Origin of the sequence: Roseburia sp. 1XD42-69, assembly GCF_003612565.1 — a bacterium.
Lineage (GTDB): Bacteria > Bacillota > Clostridia > Lachnospirales > Lachnospiraceae > Roseburia_B.
Genome location: NZ_RAZG01000006.1, coordinates 70,839 through 89,715 on the forward strand (window position 1 = coordinate 70,839; position 18,877 = coordinate 89,715).

Genomic DNA, 18,877 nt, shown 5'->3' on the forward strand with positions numbered 1-18,877 from the left:
CTGTTTTAAGGCACCATGCAGCAGTTCCCGACACGCTGAAAATCAGGATGGAGACGCCGGGCGGAAACGTGAAATATGACATCCGGGTGATGAAATCCCAGCAGTATATGCTGGAAGAGATTTTTGAAAAAAATCTTCTGTTTCTGATTCCTTTTTATATCTTTTCCCACGAAACACGGTTTGAGGAATATGAGAAGGATAAAACGAAGCTGGTCTCACTGCAGGAAGAATATGAACTTATTAAGAACAGGCTGGAAGAACTCTTACACCAGGGAGCCATCAGCGAATATACAAGATGCACCATCATTGACATGTCAAATAAGGTACTGGAGCATATCGCTGCAAAATACAATTCAGTGAAGGAAGGAGTGAAGGCAGTCATGGGCGGAAAAGTGCTGGAATATGAGGCAAAAACCATAAAAAGGGAAGGTATCAGGGAAGGCCGCAGAGAAGGTATCGAACAGGGCGAGAACAGGCTTTCCCTGTTAATTGCAAAGCTGATGGAGAGCAACCGCTCCCAGGATGTCATCCGGGCTGCGCAGGATAAGCAGTACAGAAATAAACTCTACGAAGAATATCTGATTGACAATGAAAAATAGAAAATCCCAAAATGCAGGTGTAAAGCTGTGATATGAGACAGACTTTATACCTGCATTTTTACTGCAGAAGCCGCAGAACTCCCTCTGGAATCTGGTTTGCCTGGGAGAGCATGGACTGTCCGGCCTGCTGTAAAATACTGTGCCTGGAATGGTTTACCATTTCAGCGGCCATGTCTGTGTCACGGATGCGGGATTCGGCGGATTGGGAGTTTTCGGCGGTATTGTCATCAATTAGCTGTCCATATTCCAGTCGATTATATTGTACGCCAATGTGGGCGCGGATACTGGAAACTTTGTCGATAGCATTTTGTATATTTGTCATGGCAAACCCGGATTTTTCATGGGATAAAACTTCCAGATTATCTATCTTTAAATCTGCCGGAGAAATTTTGCCTGTAGAAATAAAAATGCCATTGCCGCTGGCTGCTCCCATTTGAATCCACCATGCTCCGCTTTCCGTATCTGTCTGGGGTGGCTGGGGAGCAGTGACAGCGCCTTTGTAAGAAAAAATGTAATTAACCCCATCTTTGGCACTGCAGCCTTCCATATGCATATCTCCTATGACTCCATCCATGGTCAAAGTTCCAAACCCATCCAACCAATCCTGATCCGTCATCCCGCCAATAGGATGAAAACTCCCCACGCCAATCGCAGCTCCCTGATGTGTCGCCGGAGTTATTCCTCCAGTGGCCGTAGAGCCAACAGCAGTAACATTTCCACCGGACAGAGTAATATCTCCGCTGATTAATGGAATTCCGTTATATACTTTTCCACTTCCAATCCCTGCGCCGCCAGCTCCTCCTTTTGCAGTAACGGTTCCGTCTGAAATTGTCACATTTACACCGTGGGAGCCAAAACCGCCGCCAATTCCCGCTCCTCCATCAATTTGTCCGCCGACGGCTTCTACAGTACCGCCGTTAATCATTACACTGCCGCCGTGCTGCGGCGTTCCCAAAATGATAGCGCCTGTGCCAATCCCTGCGCCGCTCTCCCAGCTGGATGCGTGTACAGAACCGCCATCTATGACAATATTTCCATTTACGCCTTCATAACATCCGCCGATTCCTGCGCCGTTTTGTGTACTGTATGCATTGATATAGCCGCTGTGAATGGTGATATTTCCAGACACTGTGTTGTTTGTCTGGCTGCTGATCCAGCCGGAGCCAATCCCTGCAGCAAGGTTTGAACCACTGGCCTCAAGGCTTCCGTTTCCATTTAAAATCAGGCTGTTTCCGGCATCGACCTGGATACCGGCGTAGTCTTTAAATGGACCGCCTTGGGCAGAACTATACCTTGTTCCGCGAAAATAGTTGGTTCCCAGGTAGTTAATTGTCGTACTGCCTTTGCAGGTAATAGGCGCTCCCTCAAATCCCTTGGGGTATGTTAATGAAATGTTTTCATTTACAATGGATACATTGGATAAATACAGTTTTGCGCTGTCGCAGACAATGGCCACATTATTTAAAATAGTGTTTTGAACGGATACAGTTGCCCCATTTCCAATATGAAAAGTAGCATTAGTAATATTACGATCAAAAGTATAAGTATGCCCATCTTGTAACTCATAGCTGCCATCTGCATTTCTATTAAGAAGAAGGTCAATATTTGATGAGTTTATCGCTACATTTGTTCCCAGAGGCAAACTTAGGGTTAAATCATTGACGGTATCTGCTGTCTGTACATTTTCGCCATTGAAAACAGGCATGGTGTTAAATGTTGTATCTGTGCTGATTTGTTCAATTTCTTGAACAAGAAGATTAATTTCCTGTTGGATTGCGTCACGGTCAGAATAAGAATTAGAATCATTTGCAGCCTGTATAACTAATTCATTCATTCTCCGCAGCATACTGTGCACTTCTACAAGCGCCCCGTCAGCGACATTGAGCAGTGACATTCCATCCCGAATATTTTGTGAAGCCCGATCAAGCCCCCGCACCTGCCACCGCAGCTTTTCTGATATGGCAAGTCCCGCCGCATCATCTGCCCCGCAGTTCACCCGGTAACCGGAAGAGAGTTTTTCTGAAGATTTTGATTTATTTTTATCTGTAATATTAAGCTGCCGTTCTGAAAACTGTGACAGCATATTGTGTGCGATGACTGGCATAGCTTTGTCCTCCATGACGATTCCTGTATATTTTGGGTGAGTTTCATATCCGATTTCGATTCTTTATACTTATATCGGCAATTATACCTAAAATATTAGCAATAACTAATAATATTAGCTAAAGTCATTGAAATTCATCAAAAGATATCATATGTTGTAGAGATGGGGAAGGGAATACAGCGTAGGATACACTTGAAAATATACTAATATAAGGATTGTATACAAGTGATAGGAACTGGTATTGGAGAGATTCATAAATTACTATGTATCGGAATAAGAACTGCACTTTTTTCCAGGATTTTGAAGTTGCAGCATCTTGAAGCGAGAGAAGAATCTGGCATGGAAATACATTTTTGATATAATTTTAAAGTTTTGTTTTGAAGAGTATTCTGAATCTTATCAATCAGAATTTTTTCTTTTTGTAGAAGATAAATATAGTCAGTTTTTTTTCAGCTCTTTGAGTTTGTACTCTAGTAAGATGAAATAAGGGCAGATAAAAAATATTTTTTTCAACTAAATTATGTTATACTGTTACAAGGACACGAACGATACAGGAGAGACTATTTTCAGGAAAAGAGGGATGGTATGGAAAAAGCGATGCTTCCGCTGGGGATTGAAAATTTTAAAGAATTGCGTGAAAAAGGATATTACTACGTGGACAAAACGGAACTTATCAAAACACTTCTGGAAAATCCCGGAAAAGTAAACCTGTTTACACGCCCGAGACGGTTTGGAAAAACCTTAAATATAAGTATGCTGAAACATTTTTTTGAGGTGGGCTCTGACGGCAGACTTTTTGAGGGACTGGATATTTCCAGAGAAAAAAAGCTTTGTGATGCATTTATGGGGAAATTTCCGGTAATATCCATCACATTAAAATCTGCAAGGGGAGAAAACTTTAACGAGGCAAAAGGGATGTTTAGGAATATTATTGGGAACGAGGCATTGCAATTCCAGTTTTTGGCGGACAGCGGTTCTCTCACCGGAATAGAACAAAAACGGTACGAGGCCCTTATCAATATAGATGAATCCGGCGCTTTTACCATGTCAGATGAGCTTTTAAAGGACAGCCTGCGGTTGATGTCCCAGCTTTTGCAGAAACATTATGGCCAGAGTGTTGTGATGCTCATTGACGAATACGATGTGCCGTTAGACAGGGCATACCAGTCAGGTTATTATGATGCCATGGTGGAGTTCATCAGAAATTTGTTTGAAAATGCATTTAAAACAAACGACAGCTTGAATTTTGCTGTTTTAACAGGATGCCTCAGAATATCCAAGGAGAGCATTTTTTCCGGATTCAACAATCTTAAAGTATTTACCGCAAAGGATGTACGTTATATGGAATATTTTGGCTTTACGGACGGGGAAGTCAGGCAGATGCTTCAGTATTACAGGTTAACCAGCCAGTATGATGCCATAAAGGAATGGTATGACGGCTACCTCTTTGGCAGTCAGGAAATATACTGTCCATGGGATGTGATTAATTATTGCGGAGATTTGCGTGATAGAAGTGTGGTAAAGCCGCAGAATTACTGGGTAAATACCAGCAGCAACAGCATCATCAGAAGTTTTTTAGAGAAAGCGGATGGGGTTACCAGAAATGAAATTGAACGGCTGATTGGCGGTGAAAGCATTAAAAAGAAAATCCGCCAGGAACTGACCTACCGGGATTTGGATTCTAAAATTGATAATTTATGGAGTATTCTTTTTACCACAGGTTACCTGACACAGCGGGGGGAGGATGACAACGGCATGACAGGGCTGGTCATTCCCAATAAGGAAATACAGTGGATATTTGAGGAGCAGATACAGGAATGGTTTAAGACAGAAACCAGACAAGACATAGAGACGCTTAAGAACTTCTGCAGGGCCTTTGAGGAAAATGATGTGGCTGTAATTGAGAAAGGATTTACGTCTTATTTGCGGAAAACCATAAGCATCCGTGACACGAATGCCAGAAAAGAGATGAAGGAAAATTTTTACCATGGCATTTTACTTGGCCTGTTTGCAGGCATGGAGGGCTGGTTAGTCAAATCAAATGCAGAATCGGGGGAAGGGTACAGCGACATCAGCGTGGAGGTGGAGGATAAGGATATTGGGATTATCATTGAATTGAAGTACGCAGAAAAGGCGGCATTTGAGGAAGGGTGCAGGGAGGCGTTAAAGCAGATTAGGGACAGGAATTATGAGGAGAGTCTGATTGACGACGGTATGACTACCATTCGCAGGTATGGGATTGCTTGTTATAAGAAACGGTGTAAGGTGATGGCGGCAGATGAAGAAAAATCCGGTATCAGGTAATGAATAAATTTTCTATTCCGGCTGATGATGAAAAAAAGAATAGGAGAATACAGCGGCGGGTAAGAAAAAAAACATTATCTATTATAAGGAGAGACTTACAATGGCCAAATTACTGGAAGAGATTGAAGAACTAAAAAACCTTCTCTATGAAATGACAAAGATTTCAGAACTGGAAGGTTTTTTCTTGGGGATTAAATACGCATTTGGAATATTTTCTGGAGAAAAATTTTCTTAAAGAATATCAATCATCTGTAAAATTTTAAGCTTCTTATCCGAATCGCTGTATTTCAGCTTCTCCATAATTTTTTCATCCAAAGAGGATGTCTTTTGTCTGGAAGCGTCAAAGGTGTATTCCTGGCTGATAAAAAAATCTACACTGCATTCTAAATAATTTGCAATCTTTACTAAAATTGTCAGGGATGGGTTTGCCCGGCCGCATTCAATGTTGGAGATGTGGCTTGGATTTATGTCCAAATAGTTGGCAATGGCTTCCTGGGTGATATGCAGATCTTTTCTGCGTTCTTTAATTTTCCGGCCGATAGTCTGAAAATTTAAATCTGTCATGTTTTTTCTCCTTTTTCGATGTACTTTAGTAATTTTAAAGTACATTGTTGCCAGCAATAAGGAGTTTATACAAAACACAATTAGTTATAACTAAATATATCCGCCGTGACAACTGAATAAGGGCTTTACACTGGGAAAAAATGCCAAAAGAAAGGCCGTTATATAACACAAGCCGCCAGCCAAAAAATAAAAAGGCTGGCGGCTTTTTCATTAATGCCAGAAATCCATAAGGAGAGGAAACAGCTTGGGGCTGTGGATGACATAGCTGGAATGGTCTTCCCCAGGCAGAATATGCAGTGTGGCACGGGGGATATATTTTGCAATCTTTTTCGTCTCTCTTTTTTTCACGATATCTTTTGACCCGGCCAATACCAGGGTGGGAACCGTAATCCGGGAGAGTTCGTATTTGGTGATGTGGGGTTCTTTTAACATAAGGGCGGTGAGTTTGTCCTTCTTTTTTATGTAAGCCCTGCGAAAGTGGAGGCGCACAGGAAATTTAAGCCCCCTGGGGGAGAGATTTGCGCCGCTTACCACAAGGGAGGAAAACAGGCTGGGATATCTGCTGGCGCAGATAAGACCCGTGATGCCGCCGTCGCTAAAGCCGTAAAAAGCAGGTTTTGTAAGGTCCAGGGCGTGGACAAATGCGGCGATATCCTCCGCCATGTCGCTGTAGTGGTATTGCTCCGGGGATGCGCTTTCTCCGTGGCCTCTGGTGTCTAAAGCATATACAGTGTGTTTTCTGGATAGCTCCGGGATTAAAATATCAAAAATTTTATGGGTTTCACCATTTCCGTGTGCTAAAATGATGGGGGAACCTTCCCCGGTTTTCTCATAGTAGATAACTTGTCCATTTAACTGAATATACATGTGAACTCCTTTCAAAATCCTTTCTTGTAACATAGTATATCACAGAATCAGATTTCAGGTATACATTTTTCCTGTAATTATGTTATACTCTTATAAAACTTTGTAGGAGGTGTCTATGCGGAAAAACGAAATGGGGATAGGAGATATTATTGTGGAATCTTTAACCATTTTTGGCATGATACTGTATCTGGGACTGCAGATGTTTTATATTTGCCGGTATCCTATCCATGGAATGACCATGGTGTTCCATTTCCTTGCCGTTCTCCTGCTTTACGGGGGAATGATGGTTTTGCAGTGTCATCCGGAGTTTTTAAATGGAAGAGGAAGTGAACCTTTGACGGGAAAAGTGCGGATTTATGCAGTGCGCATGGTACGCCTCTGTAAATTTCTGATTGTGTACGGAATACTTGTTCCCAGTATGGCGGATGTCATGGGGATGAGCATCGATGAAGCCTACAGCCTGATTGTTATGGCTGGCGTCTTGGCAGTAATTGCCTATTACATTTATAGGATTTATCAGTATAATAAAGAGGAAGAAAAAAATAAGAAAAAGAAAAAGTAGGAGAGTACAGTATGTTTAAGAACAAAAGCATAAGGTTGATTTTTGGATGTTTGATTTTTGTCATGGCAGCTTTTATCCTTTTCCATGCAGGGAAGGCTTCTGCGGGGGAGGCGCCGCCCTGTCTGAATTATACGATTTTAGGCAGCAGCAGCCTTGATACCCCAATGAGCCAGACAGTGGTGGTGAGTATCGGGGAGATGGATAAGAGCAAGCTGAAATCGGCAGTTTTAACATACAAAAACCGGAGCACAAAAAAGCAGTTTACTGCAGAGGCAAAACAGATTTACAGGGATGCGGCCCTTTTTACCATGGATTTTGACGACAGCAGCCTTCGGGGCAGTTATGAACTGACGAAAATTTCCTTTGTTTATAACGGGGTGTCCCAGGAGATATCCTATCAGGAGACGGGGAAAACAGTGAGGTTTGCCGTGGATGAAAAAATGGCAGCAGTACCGGATGCGGTGATTGAGGGCATGTCCTTTGAGGGGGAGGACCAGGTGGTGCAGGTGGAGGCCACGGACACAAAGCCGGATATTAAAGGGGCGCTTTTATCCGCACCTTCCTTGAATATGAAGGGAAAAAGCCGTTCCGGGGAAAAGGTTATCGTTTTAGACCCGGGTCATGGCGGATATGATTCCGGGGCAGCGGCAAATGGTTTGAAAGAGAAAGAGCTGACTTTAAAGATAGCAAATTACTGCAAAAAAGAACTGGAAAAATACAGCGGGGCAAAAGTCTATCTCACAAGGAGCAATGACACTTATATCAGCCTGGAAGGCAGGGTAAAATATGCCGCCTCTGTGGGAGCGGATGTATTTGTGAGCATACATATTAATTCTGCGGCAAATACCATGGCCTCCGGAGCAGAAGTTTATTACCCCAACAGCAATTACAGGCCGTCTCTGGGGACAGAGGGAAAAACGCTGGCTTTAGCCATTGAAAAGAAACTGGTGGCTTTAGGGCTTGCGGACAGGGGGGTTAAAATCCGAAATTCCGCCACGGGAAACACATATGCAGACGGCTCCCCGGCAGATTATTACGGGGTCATCCGCCAGGCAAAACAGGCTGGTTTCCCGGGAATTATTGTGGAACATGCCTTTATCTCCAATGCTTCCGACGCAAAAAAATATCTGGGCAGTGATGAGGCATTAAAAAAACTTGGCATTGCCGATGCCGCAGGAATCGCGGAGACTTACGGCCTGAAAAAGAAAACTTCCCTTGATAAGACAAAGATTACCCAGCTTACAGGAAAAGATTCCACATATGTTTATTTGAAATGGAAAAAAGTAAGCGGAGCCCAGGGGTATGAAATTTACCGGAGCACTTCAAAGGACAAAGATTTTAAAAAGATTAAGACGGTGAATAAGGGAAGTACGGTTTCCTTTAAAGATAAAAGCGTAAAAGCCGGGAAAACCTATTATTATAAAGTGCGGGCATATAAAAAAAGCGGCGGGGAGACAGTAAGGGCAGGTTTTTGCGGGGTACAAAAGACAAAGGTGCTGAAAAAACCATCTGTACCCTCAGCTTCCTCATCAAAAACCCAGGTGAAACTGAAATGGAAAAAAATAAACGGGGCGAAAAAATATCAGATTTACCGAAGTAATAAAAAGAATGGCTCTTACAAAAAGATTGCGACGGTGAAAAGTGTTTTGACTTATAAAGATAAGTCGGTTTCCAAAAATAAGACTTACTACTATAAAATCAGGGCAGTGGGGGACGGTACAGGGGGAAATACCTACAGTTCTTACAGCGGAGTGAGAAAAATAAAGACTAAGAAATAGGAGGAATATGGGTTTGTGAAAGTAGTGTGATTCTTGGGAATAGAAACAGCAGGGGAATGGTTCCTCTGCTGTTTTTTTATGCACACGGGGACTCAAAGGAAATATGTCAGCATTTTTCAGGTTCCGGGTATTCCCTGCCAAAGGTTTCCACGGTAACGCTTTTCATAATCTGGTCTTCTAAGGGCCTGTCAGAATAATCGGTTGCCGTCTCTGCAATTTTATCCACAGCTTCCATGCCTTCAGTCACTTTTCCAAAAGCGGCATAAGCCCCGTCTAAGTGGGGAGCATCCTTGTGCATAATAAAAAACTGGCTTCCTGCGGAATCCGGCATCATAGAGCGGGCCATGGATAATACTCCTGCAGAGTGTTTCAGATTGTTTTCAAAACCGTTTTCTGCAAATTCCCCTTTGATGCCGTATCCCGGGCCGCCCATGCCGGTGCCCTCCGGGTCGCCGCCCTGAATCATAAAGCCTTTAATCACCCGGTGAAAAATCAGTCCGTCATAAAAATTTTTCTGTACCAGGCTGATAAAATTATTTACCGTGTTTGGGGCAGTTTCTGGATAAAGTTCCGCTTTTATTATGTCTCCGTTTTCCATTTCAAATGTTACAACTGGATTTTGTGCCATAAGCATCCTCCTTACAGTGATTTTTAATTTATTTTATTTTTCCTTGCCAAGGACAGGCAATGAATATAATATATCATATGAAAGGGAAAATAACCACAAGAATACATAAGTTTTTTAAAGGATGTAAAAAATATGGCAGGAAATTTAAAGAATATTTTATACAGGAGAGAGGAACTTTTAGAGAATGGCAGGATTCCGCTTTTTACCGGCAGGCTGTTTCGGGATCTTATGAGAAGAGATATTTCCCTGATAAATCTCTCTGATTTATGGAAGGATAAAAACGGGAATCCATGGGAAGAATTGGGGGAAATATTAGAGGAATCCCTGCTAATCGCCGCCAGAGATGAAACTTTAAGGGGGGCAAAGCATCTGCCCTTGGCAGTTCTGGCATATGAAAATCCTGAAATTCCCGGCCAAAATTTGTTTGGCACAGATTTTTTAATTGAGAGTTTTCAGGAAGTGGATTTTTATTTTTTGGAGCGGGTGTACCAGAGAAAACACAAAATTCCCTGGCGGGTGATTGATACGGAAAGATGTTATCTCAGGGAGATGGCCTTAGAGGATTTGCCTGCACTGTACCGCCTGTATGAAGGTGAGGGGATTACGGATTTTGTGGAGCCTTTATCCGGCTTTAAGGAGGAAAGGGAATATACCGGGGCATATATTGAGAGAGTGTATCCTTTTTTCGGGTACGGCATGTGGCTGGTGATGGACAGAGATACCCATGAGCTCATAGGAAGGGCAGGGTTAAACCTCAATGAGGTAAATGGGGAATATCTGTTGGAAATGGGATATATCATTGATGCGGGGCGTCAGAGAAGAGGATATGGGACAGAGGTGTGCCAGGCCATTATCGCATATGCAAAAGAGGCGGATGTGGGATTTGACAAGCTGCACTGTTTTGTCCAAAAAGGGAATCTGGCATCCCTGGCCCTACTGGGTAAATTTCAGTTTTTCCCGGAGGGTGAGGTGCTTCGGGAGGGGAAAGAAATGATGCATTTTTCACTGAATTTGCAAAAATGAAATGATTGCAATTTTTTTCATAATTATTTATAATAAAAAGATACTATGTAGAAGATAAGAGTGGTGAGTTTTTATGGCTGAAATATCAACCGAGGAATTAGAAAAACTGGAAAAGGAATATCATTCGGAAGAAAATATTGTGGAGACGAAGGATTTTGAGGAACCGGTTAAGTTATACGATTCCCTCATTCAAAGCGTTTTGAAATACCACCCCTCCACAGATATATCCATGATTGAAAAGGCGTACCGCATTGCGGACGAGGCCCATAAAAATCAGGTGCGGAAGTCCGGGGAAGCGTATATTATCCATCCTCTCTGTGTAGCAATTATTTTGGCGGAATTAGAGCTTGACAAAGAAACCATTGTTGCGGGGCTGCTCCATGATGTGGTGGAGGACACTGTAATGACAGAGGAGGAAATCGCACAGGAGTTTGGGGACGAGGTGGCTCTTTTGGTGGACGGCGTCACAAAGCTGGGTCAGCTCTCCTATGATGCAGATAAAGTGGAGGTCCAGGCGGAGAATTTAAGGAAAATGTTTCTTGCCATGGCAAAGGATATCCGGGTGATTCTCATAAAGCTGGCGGACCGCCTTCACAATATGCGCACTCTTAAGTATATGAGGGCGGAAAAGCAGAAAGAAAAGGCCAGGGAGACTATGGATATCTATGCCCCCATTGCCCAGCGCCTGGGAATCTCAAAAATAAAAATTGAACTGGATGATTTGTCTTTAAAATATTTGGAATCCGATGCCTATTATGATCTGGTAGAAAAAATTGCCCTGCGGAAGAGTTTGAGGGATGAGTATGTGCAGGGGCTTGTGGAGGAAGTAAAAAGCCATATTGAGAAGGCGGGCATCAAGGCGGAAATCAGCGGAAGGGCAAAGCACTTTTTCAGCATTTATAAGAAAATGGTAAACCAGGATAAGACATTAGACCAGATTTATGATTTGTTTGCCATCCGTATTATTGTGGATTCCGTGAAAGACTGTTATGCGGCCCTGGGGGTTATCCATGAGATGTATAAACCTATTCCTGGGCGTTTCAAAGATTATATCGCAATGCCAAAACCCAATATGTACCAGTCTTTGCACACCACATTAATTGGTCCTACGGGACAGCCCTTTGAAATTCAAATCCGCACATCGGAAATGCACCGGACGGCGGAATATGGAATTGCAGCCCACTGGAAGTACAAGGAGGGCAATACGGGGATGAGTGTTGCCAACCAGGAGGAGGAAAAGTTAAGCTGGCTTCGGCAGATTTTAGAGTGGCAGCGGGACATGTCGGACAACAAAGAATTTATGAGCCTTTTAAAAAGCGATTTGGATCTTTTTTCCGATACGGTGTTTTGTTTTACGCCTTCCGGGGACGTGAAAAACCTGCCCAACGGCTCTACGCCCATTGATTTTGCCTACAGCATCCATTCTGCCGTGGGAAATAAAATGGTGGGGGCAAAAGTAAACGGCAAGCTTGTCACCATTGATTACAAAATCAAAAACGGAGACAGGGTGGAGGTGATTACCTCCCAGAATTCTAAGGGCCCAAGCCGTGACTGGCTGAATATTGTAAAGAGCACCCAGGCAAAAAATAAGATAAACCAGTGGTTCCGAAGCGAGTTAAAGGAAGAAAATATTATCCGGGGAAAGGATTTGGTCCATCAGTACTGTAAGTCAAAGGGAATCAACCTTTCCGATATCAATAAGCCGGAATACCAAAATAAAATCTTGAATAAATACGGGTTCCACGACTGGAATTCCGCATTGGCCACTGTTGGCCACGGGGGGTTAAAAGAGAGCCAGATTGTAAACCGCATGTACGAAGAGTACAAAAAAGACCATGTGACCGCCATGACAGACCAGGACATTTTAAGCGTGGTGGCGGAGAACGGTTTAAAGGAAAAAAGCGTTCCCGTGAAATCAAAAAGCGGTATTATCGTAAAAGGGCTTTACGATGTGGCGGTTCACTTTTCCAAGTGCTGCAGTCCGGTGCCCGGGGACGAGATTGTAGGATTTGTCACCAGGGGGAGAGGCGTGTCTATCCACCGCACGGACTGTGTCAATATCATACATCTCTCCGATATGGAGCGGGTGCGCTTAATTGACGCAGAGTGGCAGCAGGGAGTATTGGAGGGAAGCAACGGCCTTTATCTGGCAGGGATTAAAATATATGGAAATAACCGTACCGGGCTTTTGGTGGATATCTCCAGAATTTTTACCGAGCGATCTATTGACATTAACAGTATCCATTCCACCACCAGCAAACAGGGAATCGCCACCATAGAGATTTCCTTTAACACAAAAGGCAGGGAGGAACTCTCCAGCCTGATAGAAAAAGTGCGTCAGGTGGAAAGTGTGATAGATATCGAGAGAACCACGGGATGAGAAAGACAGGATAAAAAATTGTTTATCTTTGATAAGAAAGGGAAGCATATGGCAAGGCTTAGAGTAGAACAGTATGTGGTTGGTGAAGTTATGACCAACTGCTATTTTGCAGTAAATGAGGATACCATGGAGGTTTTGGTTATTGACCCCGGGGATGGGGCCGGGCGTCTGGCAGAGAAAATGAGGGAGAAAAACCTGATTCCCAGGGCGGTGCTTTTAACCCACGGGCATTTTGACCACGCCATGGCTGCAGGGAAAATTGCAGAGGAATTTCAGATTCCTGTCTATGCGGAGGAGCATGAAAAAGAAACCCTTAAAAATCCGGCGGTGAATCTTTCCGGAATGATTGGGAAAAGAGAATCCTACCATGCAGATGAGTTTGTGAAGGACGGAGATGTGCTTTCCCTGGCAGGTTTTACCATAAAAGTGCTGTTTACCCCAGGGCATACCCAGGGAGGCTGCTGTTTCTATTTTGAAGAAGAGCAGGCCGTTTTTTCCGGGGATACCCTGTTCCATGACTCCGTGGGGCGCACAGATTTTCCAGGGGGCAGTGCATCTGTCCTGTTAAAATCTATTGAGGACAAATTAATGCCTCTGCCTGGACAGGTGAATGTGTATCCGGGACATAACGATACCACCACCATTGGCTGGGAGAGACAGTACAATCCATTTTTATAGGAGAAATTATGATTACGGTAACGCTGAACAGGGCTGATTTTGAGTACGATATCCACTCCCTGGTAAAAGCTTTTTATCCCGGCCAGGATGTATCTGTATCTGCGGGAGAAAACTTACCGGAGGGGGAGGCAGCCTTTCTTCTGATTCACTACGGGGAGGGTTTTATAGAGATTCGCTTATCCCAAGGTGAAAGTGAGGCCGGAGGGCCTCTTTTTTCCAGAAAATTTCCGGTGGATTTTTCTGACAGGAAAGGCACAAAGAACCGTTTGAAACAGGAATTATATCAACTTCTGGAGGAATATACCGGGGAGAGCCTTCCATGGGGAACCCTGACTGGCATCCGCCCCACAAAGATTCCCATGGGGCTTTTGGAGGAGGGCAGAAATGAGACGTATATCCGCTCTTATATGAGGGAAACTTATTTTGCCTCGGAGGAAAAAATCTCCCTTTCCTTAGAAGTGGCCAGGCGGGAGTTAAAGCTTTTAAATAAGATTGATTATGACAGGGGCTACAGCCTTTACATAGGGATACCTTTCTGTCCCAGCACCTGCCTGTACTGTTCCTTTACTTCTTTTTCCATAAGTATGTGGGAAAAGCGGGCGGATGAATACTTATCCGCCCTGGAGAAGGAGATAGATTACACGGCCTGTACCTTTCGGAACAAAAAATTAAATGCAGTTTATATAGGTGGAGGAACCCCCACTACTCTAAGCCCTTATCAACTTTCCAGACTGATTAGAAAAATAAAATCTTCTTTTGATTTAAAACATTGCCTGGAATTTACTGTGGAGGCCGGCCGGCCGGACAGTGTTACAGAGGAAAAACTTGCCGTTTTGCGGGAGGAGGGAATCTCAAGGATTTCCATTAATCCCCAGACGATGAAGGAGGAGACCCTAAAGATTATCGGCAGAAAACATACGGTGAAACAGACCATAGACAGTTTTCACCTTGCCAGGGATATGGGCTTTGATAATATTAATATGGATTTAATTTTAGGGCTTCCAAATGAAAATATCCGGGATGTGGAGCATACCATGGAAGAAATCAAAAAGCTTGCCCCAGACAATCTCACCATTCATTCCCTGGCGTTAAAGCGTGGGGCAAGATTAAAGATGTTCCGGGAGGAATATGAAAATTTGACCTTTGAAAATACCTGGGAAACAATAGCCTTAACGGAGCGGCTTGCCCGTGACATGGGGCTTTCACCTTATTATCTGTACCGCCAGAAAAATATGGCGGGGAATTTTGAGAATGTGGGGTATGCACTGCCGGGGAAGGCCGGGGTTTACAATGTATTAATTATGGAGGAAGTCCAGAGTATCGTAGCTCTTGGCGCTGGATCCATAAGTAAGCGGGTGTATTCCGACGGGAGGATTGAGCGGTGCGATAACGTAAAGGATGTTGCGCTATATATGGAAAAAATAGATGAGATGATTGACAGGAAGCGGAAGTTGTTTGAAGATAAATCATAGGAAAGGAAGGAAACATAAATGGCATTAGCAAAAAAGCCTGTGACAGGCATGAAAGACATTTTACCGGAGGAAATGCAGATTCGGGATTATGTAATCAGCGTAATTAAAGATACGTACCGAAGTTTCGGTTTTACCCCCATTGAAACTCCTTGTATGGAAAATATAGGAAACCTTAGCAGCAAACAGGGGGGGGAAAATGAAAAACTCATATTTAAAGTGTTAAAGCGGGGGGAAAAGTTAAAACTGGAAAGCGCCCAGAGCGAAGCAGACCTTACGGATATGGGGCTCCGCTATGATTTGACCCTTCCTTTGGCCCGTTTTTATTCCAGCAATGCCAACAACCTGCCCGCCCCTTTTAAGGCCCTGCAGATTGGAAATGTGTGGCGGGCCGACCGCCCCCAGAGAGGGCGTTACCGCCAGTTTACCCAGTGCGATATTGACATTTTGGGGGAGGCATCCAATTTGGCCGAAATTGAGCTGATACTTGCCACCACCACCACCCTGGGAAAGCTTGGTTTTAAAAAATTTGAAATCCGCATTAACGAACGGCGGATTTTAAAGGCTATGGCTGCCTACAGCGGATTTGGGGAGGAGGACTTTGACAAGGTCTGCATCCTTTTGGACAAGATGGACAAAATCGGAATGGATGGGGTTGCTGAGGAACTTAAAAAGGCGGGATTTGATGAGGCTTTCGGGGAGAAATATTTAAATCTGTTTAAAGAAGTAGAAAATTTGGATAATACAAAGGCGATATCTGCTATTGCTGAAAAACTGGAAGGATTTTTGGAGCCGGAAGTAAAAGAGAATTTACTGACCATTATAGACAGCGTGGAACAAACGAAAACCGCAGATTTTGCCATGGTATTTGACCCTGCCTTAGTCCGGGGCATGGGGTATTACACCGGGACGATTTTTGAGATTGCCATCCCTGAGTTTGGGGGAAGCTGCGGCGGAGGGGGACGCTACGATAAAATGATTGGGAATTTTACCGGAAACAATGTTCCCGCCTGCGGTTTTTCCATTGGATTTGAGAGGATCATTCTGCTGCTTTTGGAGCAGGGATATGAGATTCCCGGGCAGATGAAAAAGACGGCGTATCTGATTGAAAAAAATTATCCTGCAGACAAGCTTGTGGACGTGATAAAAAAGGCCCAGGAGGCAAGGGAGCAGGGACAGCAGGTTTTAGTGGTACAGATGAATAAAAATAAGAAATTCCAGAAAGAAAAACTGGCCGGGGAAGGCTATCAGGATATCCAGGAGTTTTTTAACAGGTAAAATAAGTCCAGGGAAGTGAGGAGAGAAAAAATGGCAGAGTCAATGCAGGGGTTAAAAAGAACCCACAGGTGTACGGAAGTTTCAACTGAAAATATCGGTGAGAAAGTCACCGTTATGGGATGGGTGCAGAAGAGGAGAAATTTAGGGGCGCTGATTTTTGTGGATTTAAGGGACCGCTCTGGTATCCTGCAGATTGTATTTGACCAGGATACGGTGGGAGAGGAAGGATTTTTAAAAGCGGGAACCTTAAGAAATGAGTTTGTCATTGCCGTGGAGGGGTTGGTGCAGAAGCGTTCCGCTGCGGTAAATGAGAATTTAAAAACAGGAGATATTGAGGTGGCGGCAGAGAGTATCCGGATTCTCTCCGAATCTGAGACGCCCCCCTTCCCCATTGAGGAGGACAGCCAGACCAGGGATGAGGTGCGGTTAAAATACAGGTATCTGGATTTGAGAAGGCCGGATATCCAGAAAAATATGATGCTCAGAAGCAAAGTGATTTACCTTATGCGGGATTTTATGATGAAAGAGGGTTTTTTGGAGATTGAAACCCCCATACTCTGTAAATCCACACCGGAGGGGGCAAGGGATTACCTGGTGCCAAGCCGCGTGCATCCCGGCAATTTTTATGCCCTGCCCCAGTCCCCCCAGCTTTACAAACAGCTTTTGATGTGCTCCGGTTTTGACAGGTATTTTCAGATTGCAAAATGTTTCCGGGACGAGGATTTAAGGGCGGACCGCCAGCCGGAGTTTACCCAGGCGGATATGGAATTGTCCTTTGTGGATGTGGATGATGTGATTGAGGTAAATGAACGTCTCATACAATATGTATTTAGAGAGGCAATCGGGGTGGATGTAAAAATTCCTTTCCAGAGGATGCCCTGGCAGGAGGCTATGGACAGGTTTGGCTCCGACAAGCCGGATACCCGTTTTGGCATGGAATTAAAAGACGTCTCTCCGATCGTAAAAGACTGCGGTTTCGGTGTCTTTACCGGGGCTCTTACCTCCGGGGGGACCGTGCGGGGAATCAATGCAAAGGGACAGGGGGCAATGCCCAGAAAGAAAATTGACAAGCTGGTGGAGTTTGCCAAGGGCTGTGGTGCAAAGGGTTTGGCGTACCTCTCTGTTAATGAAGACGGCAGCTATAAGTCCTCTTTTGCCAAGTTTATGACGGAGGAGGAGTTAAGTAACCTGGTTTCGGCCATGGAGGGAGAACCGGGGGATTTACTGCTCTTTGCAGCGGATAAGCATAAAATTGTGTGGAATGTCCTGGGTGCCCTGCGCCTGAATCTGGCGGAGGAGCTGGGGCTTTTAGATAAAAATCAGTACAATTTCCTGTGGGTAACAGAATTCCCCCTTTTGGAGTGGTCTGAGGAGGAAGAGCGTTATGTGGCGATGCACCATCCTTTCACCATGCCCATGGAGGAGGACTGGGAAAATGTGGACAAAGAGCCTGGCTCTGTCCGGGCAAAGGCATACGATATTGTGTTAAACGGCACCGAGCTTGGCGGGGGTTCCGTGCGTATCCACCAGAACCATATCCAGGAAAAGATGTTTGAGGTGTTGGGCTTTACAAAAGAGCGGGCATATGAGCAGTTTGCATTTCTCTTAGACGCTTTTAAATACGGAGTGCCCCCCCATGCGGGCCTTGCCTACGGCGTGGACCGTCTGGTAATGCACATGGTACATGCAGATTCCATCCGTGATGTGATTGCATTCCCCAAGGTAAAAGATGCCTCCTGTCTGATGACCCAGGCGCCGGGGAAGGTGGAGGAAAAGCAGCTTTTGGAACTGGGGCTTGAGATATTGGAAGAGGAAAAAGAATGATTGCATTGTTGCTTCCCGCAGGGATATTTGCAGCAGACACATGTATTAAGCGTTATATAGACAAAGATTTTTCTTTTGATAGGGAAAAATATCTTTTTGGAAAACGGATTTTAATCCACAAATATTACAATAAAGGCGCAGTGCTTAACTTCCTGGCAGATTCCCCTAAGGTGATAAGGGGAATCCATGCCGGGATATTTGTCCTTGTGGCGGGAATGTATGTCTTTCAGTTAAAAAACAAAGGGAATACGGGGTTAAAAATTTCCCTTGGGCTGTTGGCAGGGGGCGGCGCCAGCAACCTTTTCGATCGAATGAAAAAGGGCCATGTGGTGGATTATTTTAGTTTTGTGACGCCTTTTAAAAAGTTTAATGAGATTGTTTTTAACCTTTCGGATATTGCCATTTTTATCGGGGCATTTGTAATTGTATTTTCCGCCAAATGAGCATTTTAAACCGCCAGGACGGGGAAGAGGAGGAACGGGTAACGGACAGCAGTTGAAATCCGGGGGAAAGAGACAAAAAATACCATAGTAGATACGGCAGGGAAGATACTTAGCTGAATAAATTTACTTATATATATGGGGCGAATTGTACCGGAAAAAGTACAATTGCAGTAAAAGTTCCATTATGAAAAAGATGTACGAAAAAATAGCATACATCTTTTTTTTGTTTGTACAAATTGTAAGAAAGATATGGGATGAAACGGTAAGTAAATTGTATAAAGTTACTATAAACAAGAATACTCTGGAAAAAATTAACCATTTATACAGCAGTTAAGTTTATTAAGAATTTATTAACAATTTTTAAGTTTAATATTGA

17 protein-coding genes are annotated in these 18,877 nt (G+C 43.9%); 12 read left to right on the forward strand and 5 right to left on the reverse strand.

Annotation, left to right across the window (positions count from 1 at the left end):
* Positions 1-68: 68 nt before the first annotated feature.
* Positions 69-599, forward strand: a complete 531-nt coding sequence (locus D7Y06_RS04595; protein WP_158591242.1) for a hypothetical protein — start codon at positions 69-71, stop codon at positions 597-599.
* A gap of 58 nt (positions 600-657) precedes the next feature.
* Here the strand turns inward: D7Y06_RS04595 and D7Y06_RS04600 are convergent, their stop codons facing one another.
* The gene (locus D7Y06_RS04600; RefSeq protein ID WP_158591244.1) at positions 658-2,703 is read right to left on the reverse strand and encodes a flagellin N-terminal helical domain-containing protein; all 2,046 of its coding nucleotides are present in this window, start codon (positions 2,701-2,703) and stop codon (positions 658-660) included.
* Between the two features lie 251 nt (positions 2,704-2,954).
* On the reverse strand, positions 2,955-3,137 hold the full coding sequence (locus D7Y06_RS28190; protein ID WP_334294997.1) for a type III toxin-antitoxin system ToxN/AbiQ family toxin: 183 nt from the start codon (positions 3,135-3,137) through the stop codon (positions 2,955-2,957).
* 151 nt (positions 3,138-3,288) lie between these two features.
* On the opposite strand from D7Y06_RS28190, the gene D7Y06_RS04610 reads away from it, so the two are divergent.
* Together D7Y06_RS04610 and D7Y06_RS27620 are read left to right on the forward strand one after the other, a co-directional pair.
* Positions 3,289-5,007, forward strand: coding sequence for an AAA family ATPase (locus D7Y06_RS04610; protein WP_120406658.1), 1,719 nt, complete (start codon positions 3,289-3,291; stop codon positions 5,005-5,007).
* 100 nt (positions 5,008-5,107) lie between these two features.
* Positions 5,108-5,242 carry a hypothetical protein gene (locus tag D7Y06_RS27620; protein WP_256387209.1) on the forward strand — a complete coding sequence of 45 codons (135 nt, stop codon included), beginning with the start codon at positions 5,108-5,110 and terminating at the stop codon, positions 5,240-5,242.
* Here the strand turns inward: D7Y06_RS27620 and D7Y06_RS04615 are convergent.
* Together D7Y06_RS04615 and D7Y06_RS04620 are read right to left on the reverse strand one after the other, a co-directional pair.
* Positions 5,239-5,571 carry a helix-turn-helix domain-containing protein gene (locus tag D7Y06_RS04615; RefSeq protein WP_158591246.1) on the reverse strand — a complete coding sequence of 111 codons (333 nt, stop codon included), beginning with the start codon at positions 5,569-5,571 and terminating at the stop codon, positions 5,239-5,241. The two genes, D7Y06_RS27620 and D7Y06_RS04615, sit on opposite strands and share 4 nt — an antisense overlap.
* Positions 5,572-5,781: 210 nt before the next feature.
* The gene (locus tag D7Y06_RS04620; RefSeq protein WP_120406660.1) at positions 5,782-6,438 is read right to left on the reverse strand and encodes an alpha/beta fold hydrolase; all 657 of its coding nucleotides are present in this window, start codon (positions 6,436-6,438) and stop codon (positions 5,782-5,784) included.
* 115 nt (positions 6,439-6,553) lie between these two features.
* Here D7Y06_RS04620 and D7Y06_RS04625 point away from each other — a divergent pair, with 115 nt between their 5' ends.
* Both D7Y06_RS04625 and D7Y06_RS04630 read left to right on the forward strand, forming a co-directional pair.
* Positions 6,554-7,000 carry a hypothetical protein gene (locus D7Y06_RS04625; RefSeq protein ID WP_120406661.1) on the forward strand — a complete coding sequence of 149 codons (447 nt, stop codon included), beginning with the start codon at positions 6,554-6,556 and terminating at the stop codon, positions 6,998-7,000.
* An 11-nt stretch (positions 7,001-7,011) separates the two neighbouring features.
* Positions 7,012-8,778 (forward strand): N-acetylmuramoyl-L-alanine amidase, encoded by a 1,767-nt coding sequence (locus D7Y06_RS04630; protein ID WP_120406662.1) that lies wholly within the window; start codon positions 7,012-7,014, stop codon positions 8,776-8,778.
* A 106-nt stretch (positions 8,779-8,884) separates the two neighbouring features.
* Here the strand turns inward: D7Y06_RS04630 and D7Y06_RS04635 are convergent, their stop codons facing one another.
* The gene (locus D7Y06_RS04635; protein ID WP_120406663.1) at positions 8,885-9,406 is read right to left on the reverse strand and encodes a peptidylprolyl isomerase; all 522 of its coding nucleotides are present in this window, start codon (positions 9,404-9,406) and stop codon (positions 8,885-8,887) included.
* 132 nt (positions 9,407-9,538) lie between these two features.
* On the opposite strand from D7Y06_RS04635, the gene D7Y06_RS04640 reads away from it, so the two are divergent.
* The 7 genes from D7Y06_RS04640 (at position 9,539) to D7Y06_RS04670 (ending at position 18,501) form a co-directional block, all read left to right on the forward strand.
* Positions 9,539-10,429, forward strand: a complete 891-nt coding sequence (locus D7Y06_RS04640) for a GNAT family N-acetyltransferase (protein ID WP_120406664.1) — start codon at positions 9,539-9,541, stop codon at positions 10,427-10,429.
* 73 nt (positions 10,430-10,502) lie between these two features.
* Positions 10,503-12,809, forward strand: coding sequence for a RelA/SpoT family protein (locus D7Y06_RS04645; protein ID WP_120406665.1), 2,307 nt, complete (start codon positions 10,503-10,505; stop codon positions 12,807-12,809).
* Between the two features lie 48 nt (positions 12,810-12,857).
* On the forward strand, positions 12,858-13,487 hold the full coding sequence (locus tag D7Y06_RS04650; protein WP_120406714.1) for an MBL fold metallo-hydrolase: 630 nt from the start codon (positions 12,858-12,860) through the stop codon (positions 13,485-13,487).
* Positions 13,488-13,495: 8 nt separating this feature from the next.
* On the forward strand, positions 13,496-14,959 hold the full coding sequence (gene hemZ / locus D7Y06_RS04655; protein ID WP_120406666.1) for a coproporphyrinogen dehydrogenase HemZ: 1,464 nt from the start codon (positions 13,496-13,498) through the stop codon (positions 14,957-14,959).
* Between the two features lie 18 nt (positions 14,960-14,977).
* Positions 14,978-16,234: a histidine--tRNA ligase gene (gene hisS, locus D7Y06_RS04660; protein WP_120406667.1), complete on the forward strand. Its 1,257-nt coding sequence runs from the start codon at positions 14,978-14,980 to the stop codon at positions 16,232-16,234.
* Between the two features lie 30 nt (positions 16,235-16,264).
* Positions 16,265-18,058 carry an aspartate--tRNA ligase gene (gene aspS, locus D7Y06_RS04665; RefSeq protein ID WP_120406668.1) on the forward strand — a complete coding sequence of 598 codons (1,794 nt, stop codon included), beginning with the start codon at positions 16,265-16,267 and terminating at the stop codon, positions 18,056-18,058.
* Entirely contained in the window at positions 18,055-18,501 is a 447-nt protein-coding gene (locus tag D7Y06_RS04670) for a signal peptidase II (protein ID WP_120406669.1), read from the forward strand. The genes aspS and D7Y06_RS04670 overlap by 4 nt, the downstream gene beginning before the upstream one ends.
* Positions 18,502-18,877 lie beyond the last annotated feature (376 nt).

Coding starts and splice junctions, on each gene's coding strand:
- aspS (WP_120406668.1), top strand. CDS start 16,265: ATGGCAGAGTCAATGCAGGGGTTAAAAAGAACCCACAGGTGTACGGAA.
- D7Y06_RS04620 (WP_120406660.1), bottom strand. CDS start 6,438: ATGTATATTCAGTTAAATGGACAAGTTATCTACTATGAGAAAACCGGG.
- hemZ (WP_120406666.1), top strand. CDS start 13,496: ATGATTACGGTAACGCTGAACAGGGCTGATTTTGAGTACGATATCCAC.
- D7Y06_RS04645 (WP_120406665.1), top strand. CDS start 10,503: ATGGCTGAAATATCAACCGAGGAATTAGAAAAACTGGAAAAGGAATAT.
- D7Y06_RS27620 (WP_256387209.1), top strand. CDS start 5,108: ATGGCCAAATTACTGGAAGAGATTGAAGAACTAAAAAACCTTCTCTAT.
- hisS (WP_120406667.1), top strand. CDS start 14,978: ATGGCATTAGCAAAAAAGCCTGTGACAGGCATGAAAGACATTTTACCG.
- D7Y06_RS04670 (WP_120406669.1), top strand. CDS start 18,055: ATGATTGCATTGTTGCTTCCCGCAGGGATATTTGCAGCAGACACATGT.
- D7Y06_RS04600 (WP_158591244.1), bottom strand. CDS start 2,703: ATGCCAGTCATCGCACACAATATGCTGTCACAGTTTTCAGAACGGCAG.
- D7Y06_RS04635 (WP_120406663.1), bottom strand. CDS start 9,406: ATGGCACAAAATCCAGTTGTAACATTTGAAATGGAAAACGGAGACATA.
- D7Y06_RS04615 (WP_158591246.1), bottom strand. CDS start 5,571: ATGACAGATTTAAATTTTCAGACTATCGGCCGGAAAATTAAAGAACGC.
- D7Y06_RS04640 (WP_120406664.1), top strand. CDS start 9,539: ATGGCAGGAAATTTAAAGAATATTTTATACAGGAGAGAGGAACTTTTA.
- D7Y06_RS04625 (WP_120406661.1), top strand. CDS start 6,554: ATGCGGAAAAACGAAATGGGGATAGGAGATATTATTGTGGAATCTTTA.
- D7Y06_RS04610 (WP_120406658.1), top strand. CDS start 3,289: ATGGAAAAAGCGATGCTTCCGCTGGGGATTGAAAATTTTAAAGAATTG.
- D7Y06_RS04650 (WP_120406714.1), top strand. CDS start 12,858: ATGGCAAGGCTTAGAGTAGAACAGTATGTGGTTGGTGAAGTTATGACC.
- D7Y06_RS04630 (WP_120406662.1), top strand. CDS start 7,012: ATGTTTAAGAACAAAAGCATAAGGTTGATTTTTGGATGTTTGATTTTT.